This is a genomic window from Amycolatopsis thermalba (assembly GCF_003385215.1).
Lineage (GTDB): Bacteria > Actinomycetota > Actinomycetes > Mycobacteriales > Pseudonocardiaceae > Amycolatopsis_E > Amycolatopsis_E thermalba.
In genome coordinates this window covers 1-26,353 of record NZ_PQHW01000080.1, presented here as the reverse complement: position 1 = coordinate 26,353, position 26,353 = coordinate 1, and the positions used below count along the sequence as shown (strand labels likewise).

Annotated in this window: 27 protein-coding genes; 7 read left to right on the top strand and 20 right to left on the bottom strand. The window is 72.7% G+C overall.

Going from position 1 to position 26,353, the window contains the following annotated elements; translation table 11 throughout:
- Positions 1–6: 6 nt before the first annotated feature.
- From D0D15_RS26155 to D0D15_RS26110, 10 genes are all read right to left on the bottom strand, one after another.
- Entirely contained in the window at positions 7–1,059 is a 1,053-nt protein-coding gene (locus D0D15_RS26155) for an MCE family protein (protein ID WP_094008437.1), read from the bottom strand.
- Positions 1,060–2,070, bottom strand: coding sequence for an MCE family protein (locus tag D0D15_RS26150; protein WP_094008436.1), 1,011 nt, complete (start codon positions 2,068–2,070; stop codon positions 1,060–1,062).
- The gene (locus tag D0D15_RS26145; protein WP_094008435.1) at positions 2,067–3,068 is read right to left on the bottom strand and encodes an MCE family protein; all 1,002 of its coding nucleotides are present in this window, start codon (positions 3,066–3,068) and stop codon (positions 2,067–2,069) included. The genes D0D15_RS26150 and D0D15_RS26145 overlap by 4 nt, the downstream gene beginning before the upstream one ends.
- Positions 3,068–4,060: an MCE family protein gene (locus tag D0D15_RS26140; RefSeq protein ID WP_167481564.1), complete on the bottom strand. Its 993-nt coding sequence runs from the start codon at positions 4,058–4,060 to the stop codon at positions 3,068–3,070. Before D0D15_RS26140 ends, D0D15_RS26145 begins: the two co-directional genes overlap by 1 nt.
- Before the next feature lie 14 nt (positions 4,061–4,074).
- The gene (locus D0D15_RS26135) at positions 4,075–5,061 is read right to left on the bottom strand and encodes an MCE family protein (protein WP_115944806.1); all 987 of its coding nucleotides are present in this window, start codon (positions 5,059–5,061) and stop codon (positions 4,075–4,077) included.
- Positions 5,058–6,239 carry an MCE family protein gene (locus D0D15_RS26130; protein WP_094008432.1) on the bottom strand — a complete coding sequence of 394 codons (1,182 nt, stop codon included), beginning with the start codon at positions 6,237–6,239 and terminating at the stop codon, positions 5,058–5,060. Before D0D15_RS26130 ends, D0D15_RS26135 begins: the two co-directional genes overlap by 4 nt.
- A complete protein-coding gene (locus D0D15_RS26125; protein WP_094008468.1) occupies positions 6,236–7,030 on the bottom strand; it encodes an MlaE family ABC transporter permease in 795 nt (264 codons plus the stop codon). Before D0D15_RS26125 ends, D0D15_RS26130 begins: the two co-directional genes overlap by 4 nt.
- 37 nt (positions 7,031–7,067) lie before the next feature.
- Positions 7,068–7,766 (bottom strand): MlaE family ABC transporter permease, encoded by a 699-nt coding sequence (locus D0D15_RS26120; protein ID WP_341867324.1) that lies wholly within the window; start codon positions 7,764–7,766, stop codon positions 7,068–7,070.
- An 85-nt stretch (positions 7,767–7,851) separates the two neighbouring features.
- On the bottom strand, positions 7,852–9,021 hold the full coding sequence (locus D0D15_RS26115; protein ID WP_143266247.1) for a DUF6801 domain-containing protein: 1,170 nt from the start codon (positions 9,019–9,021) through the stop codon (positions 7,852–7,854).
- Between the two features lie 129 nt (positions 9,022–9,150).
- Complete coding sequence (locus D0D15_RS26110; protein WP_115944805.1) at positions 9,151–11,196, bottom strand: AMP-binding protein; 2,046 nt, start codon at positions 11,194–11,196, stop codon at positions 9,151–9,153.
- Positions 11,197–11,550: 354 nt separating this feature from the next.
- Between D0D15_RS26110 and D0D15_RS26105 the strand changes: the two genes are divergently transcribed.
- Complete coding sequence (locus D0D15_RS26105) at positions 11,551–12,810, top strand: DUF6801 domain-containing protein (RefSeq protein WP_094008428.1); 1,260 nt, start codon at positions 11,551–11,553, stop codon at positions 12,808–12,810.
- A 60-nt stretch (positions 12,811–12,870) separates the two neighbouring features.
- Here D0D15_RS26105 and D0D15_RS26100 read toward each other — a convergent pair whose 3' ends face one another.
- The 3 genes from D0D15_RS26100 to D0D15_RS26090 all read right to left on the bottom strand — a co-directional run bounded on the left by D0D15_RS26100 (position 12,871) and on the right by D0D15_RS26090 (position 16,426).
- Positions 12,871–13,806, bottom strand: coding sequence for an esterase/lipase family protein (locus tag D0D15_RS26100; protein WP_115944804.1), 936 nt, complete (start codon positions 13,804–13,806; stop codon positions 12,871–12,873).
- 123 nt (positions 13,807–13,929) lie between these two features.
- Positions 13,930–14,925, bottom strand: coding sequence for an LLM class flavin-dependent oxidoreductase (locus D0D15_RS26095; RefSeq protein WP_115944803.1), 996 nt, complete (start codon positions 14,923–14,925; stop codon positions 13,930–13,932).
- Positions 14,926–14,935: 10 nt separating this feature from the next.
- Positions 14,936–16,426 carry a carboxylesterase/lipase family protein gene (locus tag D0D15_RS26090; protein WP_115944802.1) on the bottom strand — a complete coding sequence of 497 codons (1,491 nt, stop codon included), beginning with the start codon at positions 16,424–16,426 and terminating at the stop codon, positions 14,936–14,938.
- A 136-nt stretch (positions 16,427–16,562) separates the two neighbouring features.
- Between D0D15_RS26090 and D0D15_RS26085 the strand changes: the two genes are divergently transcribed.
- Both D0D15_RS26085 and D0D15_RS26080 read left to right on the top strand, forming a co-directional pair.
- On the top strand, positions 16,563–16,760 hold the full coding sequence (locus D0D15_RS26085; protein WP_094008424.1) for a PspC domain-containing protein: 198 nt from the start codon (positions 16,563–16,565) through the stop codon (positions 16,758–16,760).
- Positions 16,761–16,811: 51 nt separating this feature from the next.
- A complete protein-coding gene (locus D0D15_RS26080; RefSeq protein ID WP_198958368.1) occupies positions 16,812–17,102 on the top strand; it encodes a hypothetical protein in 291 nt (96 codons plus the stop codon).
- A gap of 147 nt (positions 17,103–17,249) precedes the next feature.
- Here D0D15_RS26080 and D0D15_RS26075 read toward each other — a convergent pair whose 3' ends face one another.
- On the bottom strand, positions 17,250–18,479 hold the full coding sequence (locus tag D0D15_RS26075; protein ID WP_094008422.1) for a hypothetical protein: 1,230 nt from the start codon (positions 18,477–18,479) through the stop codon (positions 17,250–17,252).
- A complete protein-coding gene (locus D0D15_RS26070; RefSeq protein ID WP_094008421.1) occupies positions 18,476–18,826 on the bottom strand; it encodes a cupredoxin domain-containing protein in 351 nt (116 codons plus the stop codon). The genes D0D15_RS26075 and D0D15_RS26070 overlap by 4 nt, the downstream gene beginning before the upstream one ends.
- A gap of 119 nt (positions 18,827–18,945) precedes the next feature.
- Between D0D15_RS26070 and D0D15_RS26065 the strand changes: the two genes are divergently transcribed.
- Positions 18,946–20,793: a hypothetical protein gene (locus D0D15_RS26065; RefSeq protein ID WP_115944801.1), complete on the top strand. Its 1,848-nt coding sequence runs from the start codon at positions 18,946–18,948 to the stop codon at positions 20,791–20,793.
- A gap of 45 nt (positions 20,794–20,838) precedes the next feature.
- Here the strand turns inward: D0D15_RS26065 and D0D15_RS26060 are convergent, their stop codons facing one another.
- From D0D15_RS26060 to D0D15_RS26050, 3 genes are read right to left on the bottom strand one after another with little or no spacing between them, the layout of a single operon-like run.
- Positions 20,839–22,053: an RNA polymerase sigma factor gene (locus tag D0D15_RS26060; protein ID WP_094008419.1), complete on the bottom strand. Its 1,215-nt coding sequence runs from the start codon at positions 22,051–22,053 to the stop codon at positions 20,839–20,841.
- Positions 22,050–22,373, bottom strand: a complete 324-nt coding sequence (locus D0D15_RS26055; protein WP_094008418.1) for a YciI family protein — start codon at positions 22,371–22,373, stop codon at positions 22,050–22,052. The genes D0D15_RS26060 and D0D15_RS26055 overlap by 4 nt, the downstream gene beginning before the upstream one ends.
- A gap of 54 nt (positions 22,374–22,427) precedes the next feature.
- Positions 22,428–23,018, bottom strand: a complete 591-nt coding sequence (locus D0D15_RS26050; RefSeq protein WP_094008417.1) for a phosphoribosylanthranilate isomerase — start codon at positions 23,016–23,018, stop codon at positions 22,428–22,430.
- An 86-nt stretch (positions 23,019–23,104) separates the two neighbouring features.
- On the opposite strand from D0D15_RS26050, the gene D0D15_RS26045 reads away from it, so the two are divergent.
- From D0D15_RS26045 to D0D15_RS26035, 3 genes are read left to right on the top strand one after another with little or no spacing between them, the layout of a single operon-like run.
- The gene (locus D0D15_RS26045) at positions 23,105–23,830 is read left to right on the top strand and encodes a class I SAM-dependent methyltransferase (protein WP_143266246.1); all 726 of its coding nucleotides are present in this window, start codon (positions 23,105–23,107) and stop codon (positions 23,828–23,830) included.
- Positions 23,785–24,048 (top strand): hypothetical protein, encoded by a 264-nt coding sequence (locus D0D15_RS26040; RefSeq protein ID WP_094008415.1) that lies wholly within the window; start codon positions 23,785–23,787, stop codon positions 24,046–24,048. Before D0D15_RS26045 ends, D0D15_RS26040 begins: the two co-directional genes overlap by 46 nt.
- Positions 24,045–24,785 carry an ANTAR domain-containing response regulator gene (locus tag D0D15_RS26035; protein WP_094008414.1) on the top strand — a complete coding sequence of 247 codons (741 nt, stop codon included), beginning with the start codon at positions 24,045–24,047 and terminating at the stop codon, positions 24,783–24,785. The genes D0D15_RS26040 and D0D15_RS26035 overlap by 4 nt, the downstream gene beginning before the upstream one ends.
- Positions 24,786–24,825: 40 nt before the next feature.
- Here D0D15_RS26035 and D0D15_RS26030 read toward each other — a convergent pair whose 3' ends face one another.
- On the bottom strand, positions 24,826–25,077 hold the full coding sequence (locus tag D0D15_RS26030) for a hypothetical protein (RefSeq protein WP_094008413.1): 252 nt from the start codon (positions 25,075–25,077) through the stop codon (positions 24,826–24,828).
- 812 nt (positions 25,078–25,889) lie between these two features.
- The coding region (locus D0D15_RS37260) for a DUF2188 domain-containing protein (protein WP_240325260.1) at positions 25,890–26,353 on the bottom strand (464 nt) is incomplete at its 5' end.

The window sequence follows — 26,353 nt, the reverse complement described above, 5'->3', positions numbered from 1 at the left end:
CTCTCCTCAGCGTCGGCACCCGGCCGCCGTGTTCAGCGGCGCGGGTGTGGTGTCCAGGCCGTTGCGGTACCGGGTGCCCTCGTACCCGGCGGTGCACGGCAGCGGATCGAAGAACGTCGTCGCCAGGCCGAACCCCGCCGAATCACCCGTGATGACCGTGCTCCCGGCCTCGATCGCCGCGGGCGCGGCCACCAGCAGCTCCTCCACTCCGTCGCGGTGGGCGAGCAGCACCTGCGACGTGGTCAGCAGGTTCGCCAGCAACGTGGTCAGGTTCGGGCCGGTTTCGCGCAGCAGGCCGCTGATCTGCTCCGCGGCCGGGGGCGCCGACGACAGGATCGCCGACAGGTCCGCGTCCGAGTTCCGCAGCGTCTCGGCGATGCGCTTGGCGTCCGCGCCGAACGCCGTGATCGCGGCGGAGTTCTCGATCTGCGTGGTCAGCACGGTGTCCGCGTCGGTGATCAGCTGGATGGTCTGAGGCAGGTGGTCCGACGCCGATCGGGTGAACGCGGCCGTCGCGTCGAGCAGGGCCTGCAGGCTCGGGCCGGTGCCGAGCGTCGCCTCGTACAGTTCGTCGACCACCGAGCGCAGGTCGTCCCGCGGCACCGACGCCACCAGGCGGTCCAGGTTCAGCACCAGCTGCTCGTTCGGCAGCGGCAGCCGGGTGCGCGGCCGCGCGATCACCGAGCCGTCGGCCAGCACCGGGCCGCCCGAGCTGCGGGGCCGCAGGTCGACGTACTGCTCCCCCACCGCCGACCGGTTGGTCACCACCGCCTCGACGTCCGCGGGCACCGGCGGGGTGCCGTCGTCGATGCGCAGGTCGGCCTCCAGCCCGGTGTCGGTGAGCCGCAGCTCCCCGACCCGGCCGATCGGCACGCCGTTGTAGGTGACCTCGGCATTGGTGAAGATGCCGCCGGAGTCGGCCAGTTCCACGCGCACCACGTACCCGCCGCCGCCGAAGAGCCGGTCCAGCCCGGCGTAGCGGGCGCCGACGTAGGTGATCCCGGCCAGCGCGATCAAGGCGAACACGATGACCTGCACACGCACCTTGCGGGTCAGCATCTAGGAACCCCCACCCAGCGGCAGCGGCACGGACTGCGCACCCGAGGTCTGGGCGTCGAAGTCCAGGTACAGGTTGAGGTAGTCGCCCTTGATGGCGTCCAGCGCGGCATCCGGGAACGGGAAGGTCAGCAGCATCTCCATCGCCTCCGGCAGCTGCTGCCCGGCCACGGTGAGCTGGCGCAGCGTCGGTTCCAGCGCCCGCAGGTCGGCGATCAGGTCGTCCTTGCCGCGGTTGACGGTATCGACGGCGACGCCGGAGAGGTGGTCGAGCGAGGTCAGCATGGTGACCAGCTGCTCACGCTGCCGCGCCAGCACGTCGATGCCGGGCCCGAGGTCGTCCAGCACCCCGGTGATCTGGTCCCGGCGCGCGGACAGCGACGCGGACAGCGCCTCGATGCCGGTCAGCGCGCGGGTGATCTCGGCGCGGTGCTGGTCCAGCCCGCCGACGAAGGTGTTCACCTCGGTCAGCAGGTCGCGGATCTCCGCCTCGTTCCCACCCAGTGCGGCGTTCAGCTCGCGGCTGATCTGCTGCAGCTGGCCCACGCCGCCGCCGTTGAGCAGCATCGACAACGCGCCGAGCACCTCCTCGACCTGCGGGTTGCGGTTGGTCCGCTCGACCGGGATGCGGGCGCCGTCGGCGAGGCTGCCCTGCGGTTCACCGGCCGCGGGCGGCCCCAGCTCGACGAACTTCTCCCCCAGCAGGCTGCTCTGCCGCAACCACGCCTCCGCGTTCGCCGGCAGCCGCACCGTGCCGTTGACCAGCAGCGTGACCTGCGCGGTGCGGCCGTCGGCGGACAACTCGATCCGCTCGACCCGGCCGACCGGCACGTCACCGACCTGCACCGCGGACTGCGGCACGAGGTCGAGCACGTCGCGGAACCCGACGGTGACCCGGTACGGGTGGTCGCCGAGGTCCGCGCCGCCGGGCAACGGCGTGTCGTAGAGCCCGCCGAACGAGCAGCCGGCCAGCAGCGCCAGCACGGACAGCAGCGCCAGGGACATCCGCTTCATCGGCTGCCTCCCAGCGGCAGGACCGGGCCCATGCTGAACTCGTTGAGGTCGGCGCGGCTGTAGATCGTCGAGTTGGCCGGGTCGTAGGCGGCGAGCAGCCGGTTCAGCGCCTCCGGCGCCGCGGTCAGCGCCTCGGACAGCGCGGCGCGCTGGTTCGCCAGCACCTGCGTGGTCCCCATCAGCTTGTCCACATTGGACTTCACGCGGCCGCGGTTGTCCCGCACGAACTGCTGGATCTGACCGAGCGCCGAGGCCAGTTCGTCCAGCGACGCGCCGAAGACGTCCCGTTCGGAGGCCAGGAACGCCGACACCTGCGCCAGCAGATCGGCCAGCCGGCCCACCTGGTCGTCGTTGTCCGCCAGCATCGTGGTGAACCGCTGCAGGTTGTCGACGGTGGCGAACAGGTCGTCGCGCGACCCGCTCAGCGTCGTGGCCGCCTGGCCGAGCTGCCGGATCATCTCGCCGAGCTGGGCGCCGTTGCCCGTGAGGTCCTCCGCCGCGCTGCTCAGCAGCTCCGACAGCGCGCCGCCACTGTTGGCGCCCTGCGGTCCCAGCGCGGTCGTCAGCCGGTCCAGGCTCGCGAACAGCTGGTCCAGCTCGACCGGCACCGCGGTGCGCGCCACCGGGATGACCGTCCCGTCGGCGATCTCCGGCCCGCCGCGGTAGACCGGCGCGAGCTGCACGTACCGGTCGCTGACCAGGCTCGGCGTCACGACCAGCGCGGCGGCGTCGGCGGGCACCCGGATGCCGCGGTCGACGGTGAAGACCACCTTGACCTGCTGCCCCTGTGGTTCGACGGTGTCCACGGTACCCACCGGGACGCCGAGGATCCGCACCTCCGAACCGGGGTAGATCCCGACGGCCGCGGTGAAGTACGCGGTGAGGTGCTTGCCGCGCGCGCTGTCCCGCACGACGATCACGATCGCGGTGGCCAGCGTCGCGAGGATCACGACGAGCACGCCCCAGCGCAGCCACCTGCCCAGACGGGACATCGCCATCAGCCACCTCCTCCCGGTTTCGGTGGCATGCACGGGCTGCCGTCCGCGGGGACGATGAGCCCGCACAGGTAGGTGTCGATCCAGGCGCCGTTGCCGAGCGCGTCGCCCAGCAGCCGGTAGAACGGGCCGGACAGGCTCAGGCTGCGATCCAGCGTGGCCTGGTTGCGCTGCAGCACGTCGGTGACCCGGTCGAGCTGTTCCAGCGCGGGGCCGAGCTGCGCGGTGTTCTCGTCGATCAGGCCGCGCACCTGCTGGGCCAGGTCCCGGGTGCCGCGCAGCAGCTGGTCGATCGCGGCCCGGCGCTGGTCGAACTCGGTCAGCAGCACGTTCCCGTCGGTGATCAGGCGGGCGAGCCGGTCGGTGCGTTCGGCGACCGTGCCGCTGAGTTGCGCGGTGCCGTCCAGCAGCTGCTTGAGCTGGGTGTCGCGCGAGGAAATGGTTTCCGACAACGCGGCCAGACCGTCCAAAGCGGACCGGACGTCCTGCGGGGTGGCGGCGTCGAAGGTCTGCGCGAGCGTGCGGAAGCTCGCCGCGAGCTGGCCGGTGTCGAGTTCACCGGTGGTGCGGGCCAGGTCGGCGAAGGCGTCGTTGACGTCGTACGGGATGACCGTGCGGCTGCGCGGGATGGGCTGGTCCGGGTCCTGGTCGCGCTCGCCGCGCGGGTCGAGCGCGAGGTTCTTGGCGCCCAGCAACGTCTTGATGCGCACCGAGACGGTGCTCTCGTCGCCGACCCACGTGTCGTCGACGCGGAAGGTGACCTTGACGTGGTCGCCGTCCAGCGAGACGCCGGTGACCTCGCCGACCTTCGCGCCCGCGACCCGCACCTCGTCGCCGCTCTTGAGCCCGGCGGCCTCGGTGAACTCCGCGGTGTAGGTGGTGCCGCCCAGCGCGGGCAGCCGGTCCCAGAACAGGGTGAGCGCGCCGAGCACGAGCATCAGGGCCAGCCCGGCGAGCCCGAGCCGGAAGGAGTTGCGCGACCGGAACGACTTCATCGACGGCACCTCGCCTAGGTCACCGGCACGCCGACCGGGCCGCCGCCGGGCGCGGGGGTGGCGTCGGAGCGCACCGAGCACAGGTAGAAGTTCAGCCACGAGCCGTAGGAGGCGATGCGGCCGATCGCCTCGTACTTGACGGGCAGGTTGTTCAGGAACCGCTCGAACTCGGGGGTGTTGTCGCCCAGGGTGCGCGCCAGTTTCTCCAGCGCGTCGATGTCGTTGCGGAGTGGTTCCCGCGCGTCCCGGACGAGCCCGGCGGTGGCGGTGGTGAGCTCGCCGATGCCGTCGATGGCGCCGCCGATCGCGCCGGAGTTCGCGGCGAGACCGGACACCAGCTGCTGGGTCGCGTCGAGCAGCTGCGCGAGCTGCCCGTCACGCGCGTTGACGCGGTCGAGCACCTGGTTGAGGTTCGTGATCACCTGGCCGATCACCTGGTCCTGGCCGGCGAGCGAGGACGTCAGCGACGCGGTGTGCCGCAACAGGTCCGCGACCGTGCCGCCCTCGCCCTGCAGCACCTGCACGATCTCGCCCGCGAGCTGGTTGACGTCCTGCGGGGACAGCGCCTGGAACAGCGGCTTGAACCCGTTGAACACCGCGGTCAGGTCCAGCGCGGGCCGGGTGCGGTCGAGCGGGATCAGTCCGCCCGGCTCCAGGCGCCCGGTACCGGTGCCCTGGTCGAGCGTGATGTACCGCTGGCCGATCAGGTTGCGGTACTTCACCGCCGCGGTGACCGTCGCGCTGAGCGTGCGGTCGCGGTCCACCGAGAACGACACCTCGGCGATGCGGCGGTCCACGATCTCGATGCCGGTGACCTGCCCGATGCGCACCCCGGCCATGCGCACGTCGTCGCCGGGGTTGAGCGAGGTGACGTCGCTGAACCAGGCGCGGTAAGTGACCGTGCCGCCGTCGCCGCGGTTGGCGATCGTGATCGCCAGGAGCCCGGTCGCCAGCACCGTGACGACCGCGAAGATCAGGCCCTTGACCAGCGGTCGGATCATTTCAGCGTCACCTCCGCGCCACGCAGCAGCGGGTTCATCAGCAGCCCGCTCCAGCCGGGGATCTCGGACGGCCGCTCCCCCAGCACCGGGGCGAGCAGCTCGGACAGGAACCGCTGCGCGGCCGGGGTGTCCGCCCCGGGCGCGGCCGACCCGGCCGCCGGGCACCGCGGTCCGTCCGCCGCGGGCGGCGGGGCGCCGCCCTGCCTCGGCGGCCGCACCGTCAGGTCCACGTGCAGGCCGGGTTCGGCCGTGCCCACCCCCAGGGCTCGCTCGACGACCGGTTTCAACCGGGCGGCCGCGTCGGCCACGCACGGGATCTCCGGGCTGTACTCGGCGAGCAGGTCGAGCACCGGCCTGCTGTCCGCGGACAGGTCGACCAGCGTGTCGTCGTTGGCGTCCAGGAAGCCCCGCGCGTCGGAGGCGGCGGCGGTGACCGTGCCGAACAGCGCGGCGAGGTCCTGCTGCTGCCGGGTCAGGGTGGCCGCGGTGGCGCGCAGATCGGCCATCGCGTCCACCAGGTCCGGCGCGGCGGTGGTGTAGGTCCGCACGGTGTCGGCGAGCTTGGTGATCGCGGTGCGCAGCGCCGGCACCTCCGGGTTGAGCCGGCCCAGGTAGTCGCCGAGCGCCACCAGCGTCGTGCCCAGCTCGGGGCCGCGGCCTTCCAGCGCCTGCGACACCGCGCCGAGCGTGCTCGCGAGCTTCTGCGGCTGCACGGCCTGCAGCACCGGCAGCAGATCACGCAGCGCCTGCTCCACCTCGACCGCCTGGGTGCTGCGGTCCTCCTGGATCACCGCACCGGCGGACAGCGCGCGCGGCGCGGGCTCCGGCGGGATCACCAGGCTGACGTAACGCTGACCGAACAACGTCTTCGGCAGCAGCCGGGCGGACACGTTGGACGGGATGCCGGAGATGCGGTCCGGGTCCATGGCCAGCTCGACGTCGACCCAGCCGGGCCGGACCTCGATCGAGCGCACCGATCCGACGAGGACCCCGCGCACCTTGACGTCGGCGTTCTCCTTCAGCTGGGTGCCGGCCCGCTCGGCCCGCAGCACCACCGGGACGGCGGAGCTGAAGGTCTTGCGGTAGACGGCGACCGCGAACCAGCCCATCGCGCCGAGCAGCGCGAGGAACACCAGCCCGAGCGCGCCGAACACCAGGCGTCTGCGTCGCTCGCTCATCCGGCCACCCGCACGGTCGTGGTGGCGCCCCAGATCGCCAGGCTGAGGAAGAAGTCGAGCACGCTGACCACGACGATCGAGGTGCGCACCGAGCGGCCCACCGCGACCCCCACCCCGGCCGGGCCGCCGCCGGCGCGGTAGCCGTAGAAGCAGTGCGTGAGGATGATCGCGACGCTGAACACCATCACCTTGAGAAACGACCAGAGCACGTCCTCGGGCGGCAGGAACAGGCTGAAGTAGTGGTCGTAGGTGCCGCCGGACTGGCCGTAGACGGTGACGGTGATCGTGCGGGCCGCGAGGTAGGAGGTCAGCAGGCCGATCACGTACAGCGGGATGATCGCGACGAACCCGGCGACGATCCGGGTGGTCACCAGGTAGGGCATGCTGCGCACGGCCATCACCTCGAGCGCGTCGATCTCCTCGGCGATCCGCATCGCGCCGAGCTGGGCGGTGAACCCGGAGCCGACGGTGGACGACAGCGCGAGCGCGGCGACCAGCGGGGCGATCTCGCGGGTGTTGAAGTAGGCCGAGAGGAACCCGGCGAAGGCCGACGTGCCCAGCTGGTCGAGCGCGGAGAAGCCCTGCAGGCCGACGACCGTGCCGGTGAACACGCACATGCCGACCATCACGCCGATCGTGCCGCCGATGACGGCGAGCGCGCCGCTGCCGAACGCGACCTCGGCGAGCAGGCGGATCACCTCGCGGCCGTAGCGGGTGAGCGTGCGGGGCGTCCAGGCCAGGGCGCGCAGGTAGAAGGCGAGCTGATCGCCCAGGCGCACCAGGCCGTTCATCGGGCGCTCCGGGTTGAGCAACCGGTGGGTCACTGCCTCAGGCTCCCTTCGCCGGCACGACGCGCAGGTAGATCACGCTGATCACGAAGTTCACGAAGAACAGCAGCAGGAACGTGATGACGACGGACTGGTTGACCACGTCCCCCACGCCCTTGGCGCCGCCCTTGGGGTGGAGGCCGCGGTAGGAGGCGACGAGCCCGGCGAGGAACCCGAAGATCACCGCCTTGATCTCGCCCACCCACAGGTCGGGCAGCTGCGCCAGGGCGGAGAAGCTGGCGAGGAACGCGCCCGGGGTGCCGTCCTGCAGCAGGACGTTGAACACGTAGCCGCCGGTGACGCCGACGAAGCTGACCATGCCGTTGAGCAGCACGGCGACGGCCATGGCGGCGAGCACCCGCGGCACGACGAGCCGCTGGATCGGGGAGACGCCGAGGACCTCCATGGCGTCGATCTCCTCGCGGATGGTGCGTGAGCCGAGTTCGGCGCAGATCGCGCTGCCGCCCGCCCCGGCGACGACGAGGGTGGTGACGATCGGGCTGGCCTGCTGGATGACGGCGAGGACGCTGGCGGCGCCGTTGAACGACTCGGCGCCCAGCTGGCTGGTGAGGCCGCCGAGCTGGAGGGTGATGACGGCACCGAACGGGATGCTGACGAGCGCCGCGGGCAGGATCGACACGCTCGCGACGAACCAGAACTGCTGCACGAACTCCCGCACCTGGAAGGGCCGCTTGAACATGGCGACGACGATGTCCAGGGCGAGGCCGAAGAGCTTGCCGAACTCGCCGACGGCGTTCCGGGCGGCGGCGACGGGGGCGGTCACGTCAGCCCACCCCCTGCGCGGTCAGCGTCGTGGTCATCTTGTTGCCCGGGCCCGAAATCAGGCCGGTCAGCAGCGGGTCCAGGTCCTCGCTCACGCCGCAGCCGGAGAACGCGGGAATGTCGAAAGTGGACTCGATCGTCGACTTGCTGCCGGGCAGCAGCGAGGTCTGTCCCTTCATCGGGATCACCAGCGGCGAAACCGTCCGGCAGTTCGCGCCCACCGCGATCGGCACGCCGTCCTGCCGCACGTCGCTCACCACCAGGTTCACCCGCACCGTCAGGTCGATCGTGGGGGTGAACAGGCCACCGCTGATGTCCGCCGTGCCCGTCGCCTTGCCCTCCTGCGGCAGCTCCACGTCGCTGGTGACCGGCATGAACCGGAACGCCACGAAGTAGCCGGCCGACTTCGGCAGGTTCAGCTCGCCCTCGACGCGGATCGTGTCCGGCAGGTCGCCGGGGAACAGGCCGGCGTCGAACGTGCCCTGTTCCAGCACCAGGTCCGAACCCATCTTCGCGATGCGTGAGACGCCGTCGACGAGGAACTTCGCCGTCAGCAGCGGCGTGTCCGCCGTGACGCCGGGCACCGGTGGCGCGGCGGGCGCGGTCACCGCCACGCGTGCCAGCTCCCCGTTCGCCGCCGGGTCGGCGGTGCACGCCAGGTCGGCGGTCAGCGTCTCACCGCGCGCGACCAGCTTGGGAACCAGCGAAGTGAGGGAGACCGTCACCGGACCCGCACCGGCCGCGATCGGCGGAACGCGGCCGGGCAGCGTGATCCGCAGCTCGCCGTCGGCGGGGAGCGGGATCTCCGATGTGGACAGTCCGGTGACGGTCAGTTCCTGGGTGCCCGCCTGCTGGGTGACGCTCAGCTCCACCGCGGCGGACGCGTCCACCGACGTGGCGCCCGAATCGCGCAACGCGTCGACCGCCCCGGCCGGCACGACGAGGGTCACGGACGCCGCCGACACGGGCACGTTCGCGCCCTGCACAACGGTTTCGCCGAACGTGGCGCTGAAGGAGACCGGCACGTCCACCGGTCCCCCGGCCTGGCACGTGCTCGTGCCGCCGCGGGTGGCCGCGGTGGCGACGGCCGTCGTCGCGGGCGCCGGCGCGGCGGCCACGAGAGCCAGTCCCAGCGCGGCGACAGCGGCGCGACGTGACCGGGTTTGCGTCATCGAACCCTCCGGTAGCGGACCGCGAGGACGTTACCGACGAGTCAACGAGCGCCACAACGCTTCGCGTTCGTTCTCCGGCGGCACCGGTTTTTCTTGTCACGGAACGACGAAATACCGGTTCCGCGGGTGTCACCCGCCAGCGTCCTCCAGCAGCAGGCGCTTGAGCACCTTGCCGGTCGGCGTGCGCGGCAGCTCGTCGACGAACACCACCTCGCGCGGGATCGCGAACCGCGCGACCCGGCGGCGCAGGTACGCGCGCACCACGTCCTCGTCGAGCCGGGCCCCCGGCCGCACCGTCACGAACGCGACCAGCCGCTGCCCGAACTCGTCGTCGGGCACGCCGAGCACGGCCGCGTCGGCGACGCCGGGCAGCTCGGTCAGCGCCTCCTCCACCGGCCGCGGGAACACGTTCTCCCCGCCGGAGACGATCATGTCGTCGTCCCGGCCGGCGACGAACAACCGGCCGTCGGCGTCGAGGTAGCCGCGGTCGCCGGTGTCCATCAGCTCGCGGCGGACCGTGCGGCTGGTGCCGTCCGTGTAGCCGTCGAAGAGCAGGTCGTTGCCGACGAAGATGGCGCCGACCGTGCCCGGCGGCACCGGTTCGCCCGCCGGGCCGAGCACCGCCAGCCGCGTGCCCAGTGGCGGATATCCGGCGGTGGCGGGGGCGGCGCGCAGGTCGGCCGGGGTGGCGACGGAGGCCGCCGACACCTCGGTCGAGCCGTAGAAGTTGTAGAGCACGTCACCGAAGGCGTCCTGGAACGCCGTGACGAGCGAAACGGGCAGGGCCGACCCGCTGCTCGCCACGATCCGCAGGCCGCTGGTGTCGTACCGCGCCCGCACGTCCGCCGGCAGCGCCATGATGCGCTGCAGCATCACCGGAACCGCGAACATCGCGGTGCACCGGTGGTCCTGGATCGCCCGCAGGCACGCCTCCGGGTCGAACCGGCGCTGCATCACCAGTGTCGCCCGCAGCGGCATGCCGACCTGCAGCGCGGACAGGCCCCAGGTGTGGAACAGCGGGGCGGCCATCAGGATGCGTTCCCCCGCCCGCAACGGAATCCGCGACAGCAGCGCCACCGCGGCGCCCAGGCCCTTCGGCGTCGGCCGCCGCGCGCCCTTGGGCGTGCCGGTGGTGCCCGAGGTGAGGACGACGATCGCCGCGGGCCGTTCGGGCGGGGTGAACTCGGCGTCGGGGGTGTCGGCGATGACCTCGGCCAGCGTCGGCTGCCCCGCCGGGCCCGCGTCGGCGCCGGTGAGCACGACCGCGGTGAGCGGCAGCCCGGCCACCAGCGGCGCGAACTCGCCGTCGGCCACCAGCACGCGCACGTCGTGCCGCGCCACCGCGTCGGCCACCTGCGGCCGGGCCAGGCCGGTGTTGAGCAGCACGGTGCCCGCGCCCAGCCGTCCGCACGCGAGCAGTGTCTTCACCATCGCGCTGTGGTTGCGCGCCATGATCGCCACGGTGCCGTCCGGTCCGACGCCGACGGCCCGCAGCGCGGCGGCGAGCCGGTTCGCCTCGGCGCTCAGCCCGGCGAACGTGGTGGGGGCGCCGTCGTCGTCGATCACCGCGATGCCGCGGGGCGAGCGGGCCGCGGCCGCGGTGTACCCACCGGCCAGGGTGGCGCCCCACTGGACCAGCGCGCGCAGCTGCCGCACGAGGCGGTCCGGCCGGGCGGGCGCCAGGATGCCCGCCGCGATCAGGGTGTTGGCGATCTGCCGGGTCGACGGGGCGCGGCCGGGCGGCCACGGTTCCGCGATCTCCCGGAGGTGGCGCTCGATCCGATCGAGACCGTCCCGCGCCCACGACCGCACCTCGGCGGCGGTGGGGGCGCGGCCCGGGCCCGGCACGCCCGGCCGGAAGTAGATGATCTTGAGCCGGGTGCCCGGGGAGGCGTCGGACAGGCGCACCGACAGGCAGCCACCGGTGTCCGGCACCGTCTCCAGCACCAGCTGTTCCTCGCGGCGGCTCAGCAGCACCCGCATCTCGTGCTCGACCGGACGTCCGCTGAGCGTCAGCCGGATCCGGTAGCGTGCGTGGCGTCCCCGGCCGCCCGTCCGCTCGACCGCACCGACGCCCCGGAAGAAGCGGGGGTACAGTTCCGGCGACCCGAGCAGCGGCCACAGCGCGGCGCGCGGCTGGCCGGAGAACAGGTCGAACGTCACGCACTCGGGCATTCGCGGAACCTAGAACCGGCCCCCCTGCCGGTCAAGGCGGCCGCGCGTTGTCGGCACACGCGCGCGAGCCGGGAAACCGGTTTTTGTCACCGCGGTGAGTGCTCGCGCAGGCCGCCGGTGAACATTGTCCGCGTCGTACGGGTCCGATCGGCGCGGCCGTATCAGCCGGTGACAAGTTCCTTGGCCCCCAAGGACAATCCGCGCGGACGTATTGCCAATGCGGACGCCGCGAAACTACTTTACCCATCGGTAGCAACCAATTCCGATGACCTCGCGGCGGTTTTCCTTGCTGTCGCGTGGTTTTTCGTATCACTGCCGATACCCCGGAGGATAGGTGTGCGAACGAGAACCAGAATGAGAAGGATGGTCGCGGCGGCCGCGTCCGCGACCGTCGCGACCGGCGCGGCGCTGACGGCCGTGCTGGCCGGCTCCGGGACCAGTGCGGCCGAACCGGTCTCGCTGACCCTGCAGTACAGCTGCCCGTTCCCGCTGATCGGTACCCAGACGCTGCAGATCGTGATCAGCGCGGACATCCCCACGACCGTGAACGTCGGCGAACCCACGCCGGCCTTCCAGGTCAAGGCGGTGGCGACCGTGCCGCCGACCGCGACGCAGGGCCTGACGCTGGTCGGGGCGGCCACGGTCGAGGGCACCGCCAAGGCGAGCTCGACGGTCACCGCGCCGGAGGCCACCATCCCGGTGACCGTGCCGGCGACGATCCCGGTGACCCCGGTGCCTGCGTCGGGTTCGTTCGACACGGTGGCCACCGGTGACGCGCCGTCCCTGACCTTCACCCAGGCCGGGCAGGCGACGATCACCGTCGGCGACATCCTGCTGACCCTGCACCCGAAGCGCGCCGACGGCACCGACACCGGCCTGGGCGTCTTCGACTCGCAGTGCACGCAGGTGGCGGGCCAGAACAACGTGCTGGCCGACATCACGATCAACGGCGGCACGACGACCACCGAACCGACGACGACGGAACCGACCACCACGGAGCCGACCACCACCGAGCCGACGACCACCGAACCCACGACGACCGAACCGACCACCACCGAGCCCACCACCACCGAGCCGACGACCACCACGAGCAACCCGCCGACCGGGATCGACTACGGCTACGCCCTGGCAGGCGACTCGGTGATCAAGAAGCTCGGGGCCACGGTGCCGCTGTCCGGCGGCATCGACGCGAACCTCGACCTGGCGACCGGGAACTTCACGGCCGACCTGTCGCTGGAACCGACGCAGCTGAAGGCCACGCTGTTCCGCTTCATCCCGATCACCGCGAAGGTGGCCTTCGCGCAGGAGGGCAAGACGACCGGGACGCTGTCCGGCGGTGTGCTGAACTCCACCAGCCACACCACCATCAAGCTGCCCAGCGTCAAGGTCTTCGGCTTCCCGATCAGCAAGTCGCCGAAGTGCCAGACCGCGGAGCCGTCGGAGATCAACCTGACCTCCGGCCCCGGGTTCGACCCGCTGGCCGGCGGTGACCTCAGCGGCACCTACGACATCGCGCCGCTGCAGAACTGCGGTCCGCTGACCGGGCTGATCAGCCCGCTGGCGGCCGGCCCCGGCAACACCATCGACGTGACCCTGTCCCCGAAGGAGTCCTGATCCCTGACGGAACGGGCCCGTTCCCTCCCGACCGGGGGAACGGGCCCGTTTTCGCCGTGTTCAGAACACCGGCAGGTGCGGCACGCAGGGCGGCTCCGGCGCCGCCGGGTCCAGCCCCTGCTTCACGTACCCGATGGCGCGCGGCGAGTAGCTCATCGACAGGTGGTCGGACAGGTCGATCTCGCACCCGTCCTGCAGCGTCACGTTCCGGACGGCCTCCCCGGTGAGGAAGGTCGACTCGTACGGGGTGGTGACCTCGTCGTAGCGGGTGGCGATCACCAGGTACCGCACGCCGGGCACGGTGTCGCCGCCCGCGTTCAGGTCGGTGAGGAACTCCGAGCCCCGCACCTGCTGCCCGGCGGCCTTGCCCAGCAGCACGTCGGTGTAGGGCAGCAGGCCCAGTTCCCCGGCCAGCGTGGCGATCCCGCTCAGCGTGGTGCCGTGGTGCGTCGCGCCGAGCGTGACCAGCGTGTGCACCTTGGCCGCGCCACCGTGACGCAGGTATTCGCGGGGCATCAGGCCGCCCTGCGAGTGGCCGACGACGTCCACCTCGGACGTGCCGGTCGCGGCGGTCAACCGGTCGACGAACGCGGCCAGCTCCTGCGCCGAACGGCGGATGTCGCCGGTGCCCTTGAACGCCGGGTTGAGGCCGAACACGCTGGTCGGGTCCTCGCCGTAGTTGAGGGCGAAAACGCAGTAGCCGTCCCGCTTCAGCGACGGTGACAGGCGGGCGAAGTTGTCGTAGCGGTTCTCCCACGTGCCGTGCACCAGGACGACCGCGCGCGGGTGGTCCGCACCCGGGCGGCAGGTCCAGTCGTTCGCGCCGGGCGGGGTGGCGTTCGGGTCGACGAACTGGGAATAGGCGAACGCGGCGGGGAAATCGGGGGCTTCGGGCGCGGTGGCCGCCTGCGCCGGGGGCGCCGCCAGCACCGCGCCGGTCACCGTGGTCAGTGCCGCGAGGATTGCGGACAGGGCACGTCTTCTCCGGTTGCTCATCGTCGAACCTCCGTTTTCGGGGACCGGTCCGGCGATGCTAGATCCGCTCCGGGCCGCCGGAGGGCGGCCCGGTTTTTCTTGTCACGCGGGTGATCGTGGCGGGACGGCGTTTGCGCATCCGGCTCAGCGCAGCAGCGGCAGGACCTCCGCGCCGAGGCGGGTCACGTTCGCCAGCACCCGCTCGCGGTCCCCGGCGCCCTCGACGAGCAGGATGGTGTGCCGGATACCCGTCCGCTCCGCCGCCGCGGCGAGCCCGCCGGCGCACTCGCGCGGGCTGCCGACCGGGTGCAGCCGGCACAGCAGGTCGGTGTACTCCGCGGCGTCGCGCGGGCGGTACGGGCGGCCGTCCATCGGCACGTATCCCGCCAGCCCGTCGCGCAGCCAGCCCGGCATCGCCGCGCGCAGCTCCCGCACCGCGCTCGCCCGGGAGTCCGACACGTGCGCCAGCACCGCGGACACGTGCGGCGCGGACGGGTCCTGCCCGGCCTCGGCCGCCGCCTTCGCGTAGCAGGCCACCATCGCGGCCTTCTCCTCGTCACCGATGTGCATGCCCAGCAGCATCGGCAACCCGCGCGCGGCGGCCAGCTCCACGGTCGCCCGGGACGTGCACGCGACCGTCACCGGCGCCAGCGACACCGGCCGCGGCACCACCGGCACCTCGCGGAAGGCGAAGAACTCCCCCGACGCGGCCACCCGCCCGGAAAGCGCTTGCACGAGCACGTCGAGTCCCTCGGCGAACCCGCGCTCGTACCGGCCGAGCCCGGTGCCGAACACCTCGAGATCCACCCACGGCCCGCCGCGCCCCACGCCGAGCCGGAACCGCCCGCCGGACATCCGGTCCAGCATCGCGGCCTGCTCGGCCAGCGCGACCGGGTGCGCCGTGGACAGCACGCTCACCGCCGTGCCCACGGTGATCCGGCGCGTCCGGCCCAGCGCGTGCGCGGCGAACGCGACCGCCGACGGGCAGACCCCGTAGGACATGAAGTGGTGCTCGGCAACCCACGCGTCGTCGAACCCGGCCGCCTCGGCGCACTCGACCACGTCCAGCGAGCGCGCCAGCGCCTCCCCGTCGTCCTGTCCCGGAAACCGCCCGGCGAGGACGAAAACCCCGAACCGCATGGCGGCGAACCTAGCGGTCCCGCCAGAACGCGCAGTGGTGCGCCGCGGCGAAGTCCCCGATCGTGCGAGCGCCGCCCGGCACGAGCGCGCGCACCTGCTCGTGCGCCGGGTCGTAGCGCGGCCAGTCCGGGCCGGGCGCGCCGGTGCGCACGAAGGACGCCCAGTCCCCGACCATTTCCGCGGACAGCCGCCGCTGCCCGTCGTCCAACGACTCGCCGTCGCCGAACAGGTAGGACAGCTCCAGGCTGTGCGCGGCGCCGAGCGGGAACGGCGCGCGCGACAGGGAGTCCGGCACCGGGGCGCGGGCATCACCGAACTCGTAGGCGTACACCGGGCCGGTCCGCGACAGCGAGCCGGCCATGTCCCGGAGCGGGCAGGCGAACGCGACGTCGGTGAGCGCCGCCGCGAGCGCGCGCGGAGCCGACCCGGCGTAGGCCCGGAGCGGGTACTCGGCGGCCACGGCCGCGGCGTCCGGGCCGAACACCCGCGCCAGCGCCGCCGGGTAGTCCGCGGCGGTGACCGTCTTCCCGGTCGCCGCGTGCTGCTGGGCCAGGAACAGGGTGAACTCGTCCCGCGTCACGCCGACGAGCACCGGCACCCGGGCGGCGGCGCCGGCGCGCATCGCGTCGACGGGGTTGGCGGGCAGCACGGCCCCGCCGGTCACCGGGCCCACGACGGCGACCCCGGCGAGGTCGAAGTACCGCGGCACGGTCTGCAGGCGGGACGGCGGCAGGGCCCGCAGGCAGGCGGCGGCCGTGGCCGGCTCGGCGCAGCCGAGCCCGGCCGCGTACTCGGTGCTCGCCTTCTCCGCGACCGGCGCGCTCGCCTGCGCCTGACACGGTCCGCTTTGGACGATCGCGGCGCGGAACAGCCCGGCCGAGGCCGGGGAGACCAGGTGGTCGCACACCGACATCGCCCCGGCGGACTCGCCGGCGAGCGTGACCCGCGCCGGGGCCCCGCCGAACGCGGCGATGTTGTCCCGCACCCACCGCAGCGCGGCCTGCTGGTCGAGCAGCCCGAAGTTGCCCGCGCCGCCGTCGTGCGCGAGCGCCGGGTGCGCGAGCCAGCCGAGCGCGCCGAGCCGGTAGTTGATGGTCACCACGACCAGCCCGCGCGCGGCCAGGTCCCGCGCGTCGTAGGAGTCGCCGTGGCCGCCGAGGAACGACCCGCCGTGGATCCAGACCAGCACCGGGAGCCCCTCGGCCGCCGCGGGCGTGGTCACGTTGAGGAACAGGCAGTCCTCGCTGCCGGCGTCCCCGGGCTGGGGGCACCGCGCGCCCGGCGCGGTCGCGTCCCGCACACCGCTCCACACCGGAGCGGGCGCGGGCGGCCGCCAGCGGGCCGCGGTGGCGTACGGGATGCCTTCGAACACCCGGTGGCCGTCGGTCACCGTGCCGCGGATCTTCCCGGCGGGCGGCGACACGACGTCCGGTGGCGCGGCCGGCGCGGGCGCCGCGCACGCCACCAGGACGACGACGAGGAGCAGGAGCAGGCGCGTCACGGTCGGGCGGTCACCGGTCTCGTCGTCACCGGCGCAGCCTAGCCGGTGCCGGTGCCCGCCTCCGGGGGCTGGCCCCAGGGTCGATTCGGGGGTTTCCACCGATGCGCGCCGCGCCGCGCGGGGGCATGGTGGAGACATGACGACGACAACGACGACACTGACCAGGTCCCGGCACGACCGCGTGATCGCCGGGGTGTGCGCCGGCCTGGCCCACCGCCTCGGCTGGAAGCCGCGCACGATGCGCCTGCTGTTCGTGCTGTCCTGCCTGCTGCCGGGACCGCAGTTCCTGCTCTACCTGGCGCTGTGGGTGTTCATCCCGAAGGAGAAACGCTGACCGAAATCACCCGATCGGGTTTGATTTTCGCGAAGCGGGTTACTCCTTCGCATGGCCAGAACGGGTATCTACCGTGGACGCGGCACCGCCGCCAGGGTGGTCACCGGGATCGGGGCGTTGTTCGCGCTCGTCGAGGCGATCTACATCGTCCTGGTCCTGGCCGGCGCCAACACGGCGAACGCCTTCTACCGGTTCATCGATTCGATCGCCCAGCCGCTCGCGTTGTTCTTCCCGGGGCTCTTCCCGATCGCGAACACGCAGCTCAACGTGCTGGTCAACTACGGTCTGGCGGCGGTCTTCTGGCTCGTCGTCACCGGCCTCATCGCGCGCCTGCTCCGCTGACGGCGCGTCGTCCTCGCCGGGCTCCTCCGGTGGCGGAGCCTGGCGGCGGGCGACGACGATCAGCACCACGATGATCGCGATCGGGCCGGCGATGATGAGCGTCTCGTCCCACCCGCCCTGGTGGGCCAGGATCATCCGCTCCCGCATTCACGCTCCCGAGACCAGGGCGATGCCCACCGCCGTGTAGAGGACCATCACGGCGAGCATCGGGTACTGCCCCACCTTCGCATAGCCGCCCCGCAGCACGCCGAGCGCGCGGTCGTGCGCCGCGGTCACCGCCAGGACGTGCCCGGCCACGATCCCGGCGATCTGCACGAACGCGATCGCCGCGGCGGAGACCACGGTGTAGTCCACCGCGCCGCCGAACCCGCGCTGCCCCTCGAACACCGCGAACGAGAAGTAGTGCGCGACGGTGTAGCCGGCCATGATCGGCACCAGCGACGGCGCGAACGCGTCGTAGGCGCCGGTGACCGCGCGCCGCAGGTACGGCCGGGTCAGGTGGATGGCGCTCGCGTAAGCCAGCGCGGTGAGCGCGATCGCCGCCGCCAGACCGGCCGTGCCCAGCAGGACCCGGTCGCCGTCGCGGGTCGCCTCGCTCCAGAACGGCAGCCGGGTCAGCCCGTCGAACGCCGTCGAGCCGAGCACGACGAGCACGAACGGGGTCAGGCCGCGCTCGCGCTCCAGGGTGCGCAGGCCGTCGAGCGGGTTGCGCAGCACCAGCCGGCCGTCCGCCCGGCGCCCCCACGGGGACAGCGCGGCGATCAGCGCCGAGTAGACCTCGAACCCGTCGCCGCGGTCGAACCAGCGCGGCCCGAACACCGCGCCCGCCACGACGTGCACGACGGCGTAGGCGGTGACGAACACCGCGATCGCGCGCGGCGAGTCCGAATGCGGGTATACCAGTTCCAGCCACAGGAAGGCGACCAGGCCCGCGATCGCCGGGAAGAACCCCCACCGCGGCACCGGACGACGGCCGGGGAACAACGCGGTGAGTGTCCGCAGTGGATTGACCAGCCGCCAGACCGGCCCGCACAGCACCGAAAGCGGCACGAGCCCGACCCAGAACCACACGTAGAACCAGGCAGCGGCCGGGTTGTCCGCCGAGTCGTCCGGGCCGGTCCACGCGAACACCAGGAACAGCGCGAAGAGCGCCAGCCCGGCTAAGCGCAGCGCGATCCGCGTCGCACGGGCGTCGGCGATCCGTTCGAGCGCCCTGGCCCAGGCGAGCCCGGCCTCGGCGCCGCGCAGTTTCGGCTGCTTCCACAGTGCGGTGAGCGCGAAGAACGACACCAGCACCGCGGCCGCGCCGGCGTAGAGCGCGAGCCACAGCGGGACCGGCAGGTCGGACCGCCCGCCGAGACCGTGGGCGAGGATCACGCGCTCACCCGGAGTTCGGTCAGCGCGGCCCCGCTGTGGTGCAGCTCGACCTCGAACACGCCGGGGATGTCCGCGGTGAAGGTGACCGCGGCCGGCTGCCCGGCCACCACGTCGGCCGTGCGGTCGTAGCCGTGGACGTGCAGCTCGTCCGGCGCGTCGGTGGTCACCTCGATGGTCACCGTCCGGCCGGCCGCGACCTCGACGCGGTCCGGCCCGGACGTGCGCTTGCCGCCGGTCACGACGAACTTCGCCACCTCCGGCCCGGCACCGGCCTGCTGCGGCGCCGTGCTCCCGCACCCGGTCACCACCAGCATCGTTGCCAGCGCCGCCACGACGAACCTGCGCATTCCCCGTCCTTCCTCCGCCCGGCTTGCCCGTTGCGTCCGGGAACCCGTAAAGTGTGTGACCAACGGTAACAGTTACTTCGGGTAGCACGCATGCCCGGCTTCATCGAGGAAGGTCCACCGTGCTCGTCGCCCAGGAGTCCAGCCCACCCGCGGGCGGGGCCGCGCTCGGCCAGATCGTCATCGCGGGCCTGATGTTCTTCGTGATCTTCCTGCCGCTCGCCGTGTTCGTCATCCGGGAGCGCGCGGGCCGCACGACGGTCGTCGGCAGGCTCGCCGACTGGTCGGCCGGGCTGAGCGGGCTGCCCCGGTGGGCGGCGCTGCCGATGTTCGTCGCGTTCGTGTCCGGCATGGCCGCGCTGATCGGCGTCTACTGGGACGTGCCGATCCACATGGAACTCGGCCGCGACGAGGGGCCGCTGGCCAACCCGTCGCACTACCCGATCTACTTCGGACTGATGGGCATCTTCGCCAGCGGCGTGCTCAGCGCCGCGCTGGCGAAGGGGAAGCTGCCGGTGCGCACGTTCCCGATCGGGCCGCACTGGCGCGCGCCGATGGGCAGCATCCAGATGATGGCGACCGGCCTGGTCGGCATCGCCGGGTTCCCGCTGGACGACGTGTGGCACCGGCTGTTCGGCCAGGACGTCACCGAGTGGGGCCCGACGCACGTGCTGATGATCGGCGGCGGTGTCGGGGTGGTGATCGGGCTGCAGCTGCTGCTGGGCGAGGCGCGGCAGGTCGGCGCGCGCGGGCCGGTGGTGCGGCTGCTCGGGCCGCTGCTCGCGGGTGCGTGGCTGATGGGCGCGTCGGCGTTCCTGATGGAGTTCGACCTCGGGGTGCCTCAGTTCCCGATGCTCGCCCAGGTGGTGCTGGTGGGGCTGATCGGCAGCTGGACCCTGGTCTACGGGCGGCTCGCGGGCGGTCCCGGCGCCGCGCCGCTGGTGGTGGCCGTGGTGCTGGTCACGCGGGCGGTGTTCGCGGTGCTGCCGCTGGTCAACGACCTGCACGTGGCGCTGCTGCTGCCGTACGCGGCCGAGGCCGTGGTGATCGAGCTGGTGGCGATCCTGCTGCGCGGGCGGCGCGGGTACGCGTTCGCCGTGGTGGCCGGGCTGGCCGCCGGGGTGCTCGGGATGTCCGGCGAGTGGGCGTTCTCGCAGTGGCTGATGCCCGACCCGTGGCCGCTGTCCCACCTCGACACGTTCGTGCTGTGGGGGGCGGCCGCGTCGGTGGCCGGGGCGCTGATCGGGGTGTGGCAGTACCAGCGGGTCGAGGCGGTGGCGGCGCGGCGGGCATCGGACCCGGCGCCGTCGGGCGCGCCCGCGGTGCGCTTCCGGACGCGGCACCTGGGCGGGCTCGTGGGGGCGCTCGGGGCGGTGGCGCTGTGCGCGGCGGTCATCCCGCCGGCCGATCCGCCCGCCGACCTGGTGGCGGACATCCAGCTCACGGACACCGGCCAGAGCCTGCCGATCTCGAACCCGCACGGTGGCGGGCAGCCGCGGTGGGTGACCGCGACGGTGACGATCAACCGGGCGGACCTGGTGTCGGATCCGGTGTGGCTCAACGGTTTCTCGTGGCAGGGCGGGGATTTCTACAGCGCGCCGCTGGAGCGGACGGCGGAGGGCACGTACCGGACGACACAGCCGCTGCCGGTGTTCGGGCAGTGGAAGACCGGCATCCGCGTGCACTACGGGAACCGGGTGATGGCGATCGCGCCGATCTACGCGCCCGCCGACCCGGCCGCGAACGCCGGCGAGATCACCGCGACGTCCGGGCCGCGCCCTTTCATGTCGGAGATCAAGTTCCTGCAGCGCGAACGCAAGACCGACACGCCGCTCGTGCTGTGGACCGTGGCGTACGTCCTGGTGGGCCTCGTGTTCGGCGGCATGTGGGTGCTGTTCGCCTGGCTGTACACCTCCGCCGCGGGCGGCGCGCCGTCCCCGTCGCGGCGGGTGAGGGTCAGCAGCAGGTGACGCCGCGGCCGGCCGGTGCCTTCCGGGGGCGCACCGGCCGGCCCGTCACCCCACCTCTGCCAGCCTTCGCGTCAGGAAGCGGCGCTCCGCGTCCGTCGTGACCAGCCGCAACGCCTCGCGGTACTCCGCCGCCGCCTCCGTGTGGCGTCCCAGGCGGCGCAGGAACTCGGCTCGCGTGGCGGGCAGCAGGTGGTAGCCCGGCAGATCCACACCGGACAGGATCCGCAGCCCCTCGGCGGGCCCGGCGGCCATCCCCACGGCCACCGCGCGGTTCAGCTCCACCACCGGCGACCGGGTCATCTCGGCCAGCCTGCCGTACAGCGCGGCGATCTGCGGCCAGTCCGTGTCCGCGGCCCGCGCCGCCGTCCCGTGGCATGCGGCGATCGCCGCCTGCACCTGGTACGGCCCCGGCGCCCCGCGCCGCAGCGCGCCGTCCAGCAGCGCCACGCCCTCGTCGATCTCGGCGCGGTCCCACCGGCCGCGGTCCTGGTCCGCCAGCAGCACGAGGTCACCGTGCTCGTCCACCCGCGCGTCCCGGCGCGCGTCCTGCAGCAGCATCAGCGCCAGCAGCCCGGTGGCCTCCGGCTCGTCCGGCATCAGCTCGTGCAGCACGCGCGCCAGCCGGATCGCCTCCGCCGACAACTCGCGGCGCAGCAGGTCCGCGCCGGCCGTGGCCGCATAGCCCTCGTTGAACAACAGGTACAGCACCGCCAGCACGGCCGGGGTCCGCTCCGGCAGCAGGTGCGCCGGCGGCACCCGGTACGGGATGCCGGCGTGCCGGATCTTCTGCTTCGCGCGCACCAGCCGTTTCTTCAACGCGGGCTCGGCGATCAGCAGGGCCCGCGCGATCTCGGCCGGGGTCAGCCCGGCCAGCGTGCGCAACGTCAGCGCCACCTGCGCGTCGAGCGACAACGCCGGGTGGCAGCAGGTGAACATCAGGCGCAAGCGGTCGTCGGGCACGCCGCTGTCGTCGGATTCGGGTTCGGGAACAGGCATCGCCGCGACCTCCCGCAGCTTGGCCGCTCCGACCGCGTCCCGGCGCAGCCGGTCGAGCGCGCGGTTGCGGGCGGCGGTGGTGAGCCAGGCCCCGGGCCGGCGCGGCACGCCGTCCCGGGACCACGACCCGACGGCCTGGGCGAACGCGTCCTGGGCGCACTCCTCGGCGAGGTCCCAGTCGCCGGTGAGCCGGATCAGGGTCGCGACCACCTGGCCCCACTCGTCCCGGAAGGCCCGGACGAGCGCGGTGTGGACGTCGGTCACGGCTGCCAGATCGGCCGGACCTCGATCGACCCGTAGGTCGCGGCCGGGTGCTTCGACGCGATCTCGATCGCCTCGTCCAGGTCGGCGCACTCGATCAGGCAGAACCCGCCGACCTGCTCGCGGGTCTCGGCGAACGGGCCGTCGGACAGCAGCACCTCGTCCGACCGCACCCGCACGGTGGTCGCCTCGTGCGGGGGCCGCAGCCCGGCCCCGCCGCGCAGGACGCCCCGCCCGGCCATCTCCTCGCCCCAGTCGCCACAGCCGTCCTCGGCGTGCTCGGCGGCCTCCGGGCCACCGCAGATCAACAGCATGTACTGCATCGCGTCCTCCTCGCCGGTCCGTGTTCTCACCACACCGACGAACGGGATCCGCGGTCAGGGACGCACGGCGGCGAGGAATTCCCGGATCAGCCCATGATCCTTCGTGCCGCGCGTGGATTCCACTCCGCTGGACACGTCGACGCCCCACGGGCGCACCGTCTCGATCGCCTCCGCCACGTTGTCCGGGCGCAGCCCGCCCGCCAGCAGCCACCGCCCGGTCTGGCCGCGCAGCTTCGACCAGCCCCACTGCTCCCCCGACCCGGCCCGCGGCGAGTCGAGGATCAGCATCTCCTCGCCGAACGCCCCGACCGCCACCCGCTCGCCCGCCGTCGACGTGGCCCGCACCAGCGGCACCCCCAGGTCGGCGAGCGCGGCGAAGTCCTCCGCCGCGTAGCCGGCGCCGTGCAGCTGGACCGCGCCCAGGCCGGTCTTGACCGCGACGTCCCGGACCTCGGCGACGGGCATCCCGAGGAACACCCCCACGCTGAGGACCTCCGGGGGCACGGCGGCCACCAGGCGCGTGGCCTCGTCCACGCTGACCTGCCGGGGACTGGGGGCCAGGACGAACCCGACCGCGTCGGCCCCGGCCGTCACCGCGCAGTCCACGTCGGCCTCGGTGCGCAGGCCGCAGATCTTCACGAACACCCCACCAGGGTAGGCGCCGCGGCTGTCTAGACTGCGGCGATGTCCTTGATCGGTGCGCCGTTGCGGAGGCTGGCCAGGCATACGTGGTGTCGCGCCGGACCCACGACGACCTCCTGGCCCGGTGCGCCGCCGCAGAAGCCGAACGCGACCAGCTCGCCGCCACCTACCGGACCTGGGTGCCGCCGGGCCACTTCTACTCGCCGCACCCGGACCCCGCGCAGGTCCGCGCCCGCGCCGCGACGCTGTTCGACACCGGATCCGATCCCGCCGGCCTCGACCTGCGCGAGGACGACCAGCTCGCCCTGCTGCCCGTGCTCACGGAGCTGCTGAAGGACCACCCGTTCCCCGAGGACCGGTCGCCGGAGTACCGGTACTTCTTCGGCAATCCCGAGTACTCCTGGTCCGACGCGCTGGTCCTGCACGCGATGCTGCGGCACCTGCGCCCGCGGCGGCTGGTGGAGATCGGGTCCGGCTACTCGTCGGCGATGACGCTGGACACCGTCGAGCACTGGCTGGACGGCGCGGTCGAGCTGACCTTCGTCGAGCCCTACCCGGACCTGGTGCGTTCGCTGCTGCGCCCCGGTGACGAACAGCGCGTGACGATCCGTGAGCAGCCGGTGCAGGACGTCCCGATGGAGACGTTCCTCGCCCTGGAGGCCGGTGACGTGTTGTTCATCGACTCCACCCACGTTGTCAAGGCGGGCTCCGATGTCAACCACCTCTTCTTCGAGGTGCTGCCCCCCTCGCCGACGGGGTGTGGATCCACGTGCACGACGTGTTCTTCCCCTTCGAGTACCCGCTCGACTGGGTGACCGAGGGCCGCGCCTGGCAGGAGGTCTACCTGCTGCGCGCGTTCCTGGCCTGCAACTCGCGCTTCGAGGTGCGCTGGTTCCGGCAGTACCTGTGGGCCCGCCATCGGGAGCTGCTCACGGCGGGGATCCCGGACATGGCACGCAACCCGGGCGGGAACATCTGGCTGCGCACGACGCCCGGTTACGCCGCCGCGGCCCCGGGTACCCGCCGGCCATGACCGACGGCCGCGCAGATCCGCTCGCCCGCCTCGACCACGTGGCGGCCGCGCTGGAGGATCTGCGCGGACAGGCGGCGAGCCAGCCGCTGGAGGACATCGCGAAGGGCATCGCCGAGAGCGCCGTGGCGACCCTGCCCGACGCCGACGCCGCGACGATCACCGCCATCGCCGAGGACGGTCACCTGTACACGCTGGCGGCCACCGACGAGGTGGTCATCGGCATCGACGAGTGCCAGTACCGGACCCGCCGCGGCCCGTGCGTCGAGGCCGCCACCCAGCGACGCCCGGTGCGCGCCATCGTCGGCGAGCACGAGGTGGAGTGGCCGGAGTTCACCGCGTCGGCGAAGGCGGCCGGCATCAACACCTACCTGTCCGTGCCGGTGCTGCTGCCCGGCGAGCCCGGCGGCGAGGACGAGGTGGTGGGCGGGCTCGACATGTACAGCTTCACCGCCCGCGCCTTCGACGACTACGACGAGCAGGTGATGCGCCTGTTCACCACCGCCGCGTGCGAGGCGCTCACCAACGCCCGCCGCTGGGCGGCCACGCAGCGCAAGATCGCCCAGCTGGAGACGGCCCTGACCTCGCGCGCCGAGATCGACCAGGCCAAGGGCGTGCTGATGGCGATCCACGGGTGCAGCGCGGACGAGGCGTTCACCCGGCTGGTCGAGGAATCGCAGCGGACGAACACCAAGCTCGCCCTGGTGGCCCGCAAGCTGCTGGAATCGCTACAGCGCTGAGGCGTGCCACGGGTGACTTCCCGTGGCACGCCTCGCCCGATCAGCCGATCGGCAGCTTGCCGGTCACCGGGCGCAGCGGGTTGCCGCCGGTGACCGGGGACAGCGCGCTCTGCTTGCCCGTGACGGCGCTGAGCACGCTGGGGGTGCCGGCCTTGCCCATCAGGCCGTTGACCGTCATGCCGACGGCCTTGAGCTGCGGCGTGGAGACTCCGGCGGAGGCGGCGCCCGCCCCGGTCAGAACCGCCGAGGCGGCCGCGAGACCGACGACACCAGCACGAAGTGTGCGCGACACTGAGTTTCCCCTTCATCGGAAAATGGTTCTTCGAACGAGACGAAAAAACTAGCGATCCGGCGCACGCGGCGCACGGCTGCTGACACTCGACCGAGTGGTTCTGGAGTGAATTACAGTCGATGGTGGCGGCCCGGCTTGCGGAATCGCCGCGCGGTAGCGCGGCAGCACCTTCATCGGCCAGAGAAGCATGCCCGGAACTCGCGAAGGCCCACCCGGCCGCGGACCGAGGCTTCCCGCCGTGCGCGACCGCCCTGCGATACCGCGGGAATCGCGGCAGCCCCGCCTTCACCGGCCCGAGAACCGTCCCCCCAACTCGCCCACCCGAGCGTCGACCGAGCCCGCCCGCCTCGTGCGACCGCCACGGGATACCACGGAATCGCGGCAGCCCCGCCTTCGCCAGCCCGAGAACCGTCCCCGCAACTCGCCCACCCCAGCGTCGACCGAGCCCGCCCGCTGGGCGGAACCGCCAAGCGATGCCCATGGAAAAATTGCGGCACCCGCCTTCATCAACCGGAGAGGCGTCCCGCAACTCGCGAGCCGCCCATCCGGCCCTCCACCGTGGCGGCGCGGCTCGCGGGATCGCCGCCCGGTTCCGCGGATATTGCAGCACCGCAGCCTTCACCAAACCGGACAAACCTCCCCGCGACTTGCGAGCCGCTGCCCGGGGCGCCGACCGCAGCTGCTCGGCTCGCGCCCGCGCGGTACCGCGGAAATCGCGGGCCGCCTTCCCTGGCCGAGAAGTCTCCGCGGACTCGTGAGCTGTCCTTCGCGCGTGGAATACGCTTGCTCGGTGCCGTGGCGCGCGGAACGGGTCAGCGGCCGTAGTCGTGGCGTTCCGCGATCTCGCCGTCCTTGCGGCGGACGACGTGCGTGGCGCCGCGCTTGCGGGCCAGTTCGCGGCCCTCGGCCTGGGCCTCGGCCTTGGTGTCGCCGGTGCTGGAGGCCCGGCTGTTGCCCACCACCTGGTTCTTCCACCGGCCGTCCGCGTAGAAGGTCTCGACGTCGCCGTCCGCGAGATCCGCCTCGCCGTCCGGCCCGTGCGCCGATCCGTTTCCGGCGTAGGTCGCGTAGAGCTGTGGGTCGGGTTTGGGGGCGCTGCCGGGGCCGCCGAGGGGTTTGGGGTCCATGAGGTAGTCGATGCGGTCCTCTCCGGTGGACCAGGAGCCTTTGTTGCCGTCGGGGCCGTCGGAGAGGTGCCAGATGGTGTTGTTGTGGGTCTGGTCTTCTTCGTCGAGCAGGGCGTTGGGGGCGATGTCGCTTTCCAGGCCGTCGGCTT

Excerpts from the sequence above, each read along its gene's own strand:
- D0D15_RS26035 (WP_094008414.1), top strand. The coding sequence starts at position 24,045 with ATGACCGACGGCCGCGCAGATCCGCTCGCCCGCCTCGACCACGTGGCG.
- D0D15_RS26095 (WP_115944803.1), bottom strand. The coding sequence starts at position 14,925 with ATGCGGTTCGGGGTTTTCGTCCTCGCCGGGCGGTTTCCGGGACAGGAC.
- D0D15_RS26110 (WP_115944805.1), bottom strand. The coding sequence starts at position 11,196 with ATGCCCGAGTGCGTGACGTTCGACCTGTTCTCCGGCCAGCCGCGCGCC.
- D0D15_RS26115 (WP_143266247.1), bottom strand. The coding sequence starts at position 9,021 with ATGACGCAAACCCGGTCACGTCGCGCCGCTGTCGCCGCGCTGGGACTG.
- D0D15_RS26070 (WP_094008421.1), bottom strand. The coding sequence starts at position 18,826 with ATGCGCAGGTTCGTCGTGGCGGCGCTGGCAACGATGCTGGTGGTGACC.
- D0D15_RS26135 (WP_115944806.1), bottom strand. The coding sequence starts at position 5,061 with ATGATCCGACCGCTGGTCAAGGGCCTGATCTTCGCGGTCGTCACGGTG.
- D0D15_RS26085 (WP_094008424.1), top strand. The coding sequence starts at position 16,563 with ATGACGACGACAACGACGACACTGACCAGGTCCCGGCACGACCGCGTG.
- D0D15_RS26120 (WP_341867324.1), bottom strand. The coding sequence starts at position 7,766 with ATGTTCAAGCGGCCCTTCCAGGTGCGGGAGTTCGTGCAGCAGTTCTGG.
- D0D15_RS26145 (WP_094008435.1), bottom strand. The coding sequence starts at position 3,068 with ATGGCGATGTCCCGTCTGGGCAGGTGGCTGCGCTGGGGCGTGCTCGTC.
- D0D15_RS26155 (WP_094008437.1), bottom strand. The coding sequence starts at position 1,059 with ATGCTGACCCGCAAGGTGCGTGTGCAGGTCATCGTGTTCGCCTTGATC.
- D0D15_RS26100 (WP_115944804.1), bottom strand. The coding sequence starts at position 13,806 with ATGAGCAACCGGAGAAGACGTGCCCTGTCCGCAATCCTCGCGGCACTG.
- D0D15_RS26125 (WP_094008468.1), bottom strand. The coding sequence starts at position 7,030 with ATGAACGGCCTGGTGCGCCTGGGCGATCAGCTCGCCTTCTACCTGCGC.
- D0D15_RS26055 (WP_094008418.1), bottom strand. The coding sequence starts at position 22,373 with ATGCAGTACATGCTGTTGATCTGCGGTGGCCCGGAGGCCGCCGAGCAC.
- D0D15_RS26140 (WP_167481564.1), bottom strand. The coding sequence starts at position 4,060 with ATGAAGTCGTTCCGGTCGCGCAACTCCTTCCGGCTCGGGCTCGCCGGG.
- D0D15_RS26150 (WP_094008436.1), bottom strand. The coding sequence starts at position 2,070 with ATGAAGCGGATGTCCCTGGCGCTGCTGTCCGTGCTGGCGCTGCTGGCC.
- D0D15_RS26080 (WP_198958368.1), top strand. The coding sequence starts at position 16,812 with ATGGCCAGAACGGGTATCTACCGTGGACGCGGCACCGCCGCCAGGGTG.
- D0D15_RS26130 (WP_094008432.1), bottom strand. The coding sequence starts at position 6,239 with ATGAGCGAGCGACGCAGACGCCTGGTGTTCGGCGCGCTCGGGCTGGTG.
- D0D15_RS26105 (WP_094008428.1), top strand. The coding sequence starts at position 11,551 with ATGAGAAGGATGGTCGCGGCGGCCGCGTCCGCGACCGTCGCGACCGGC.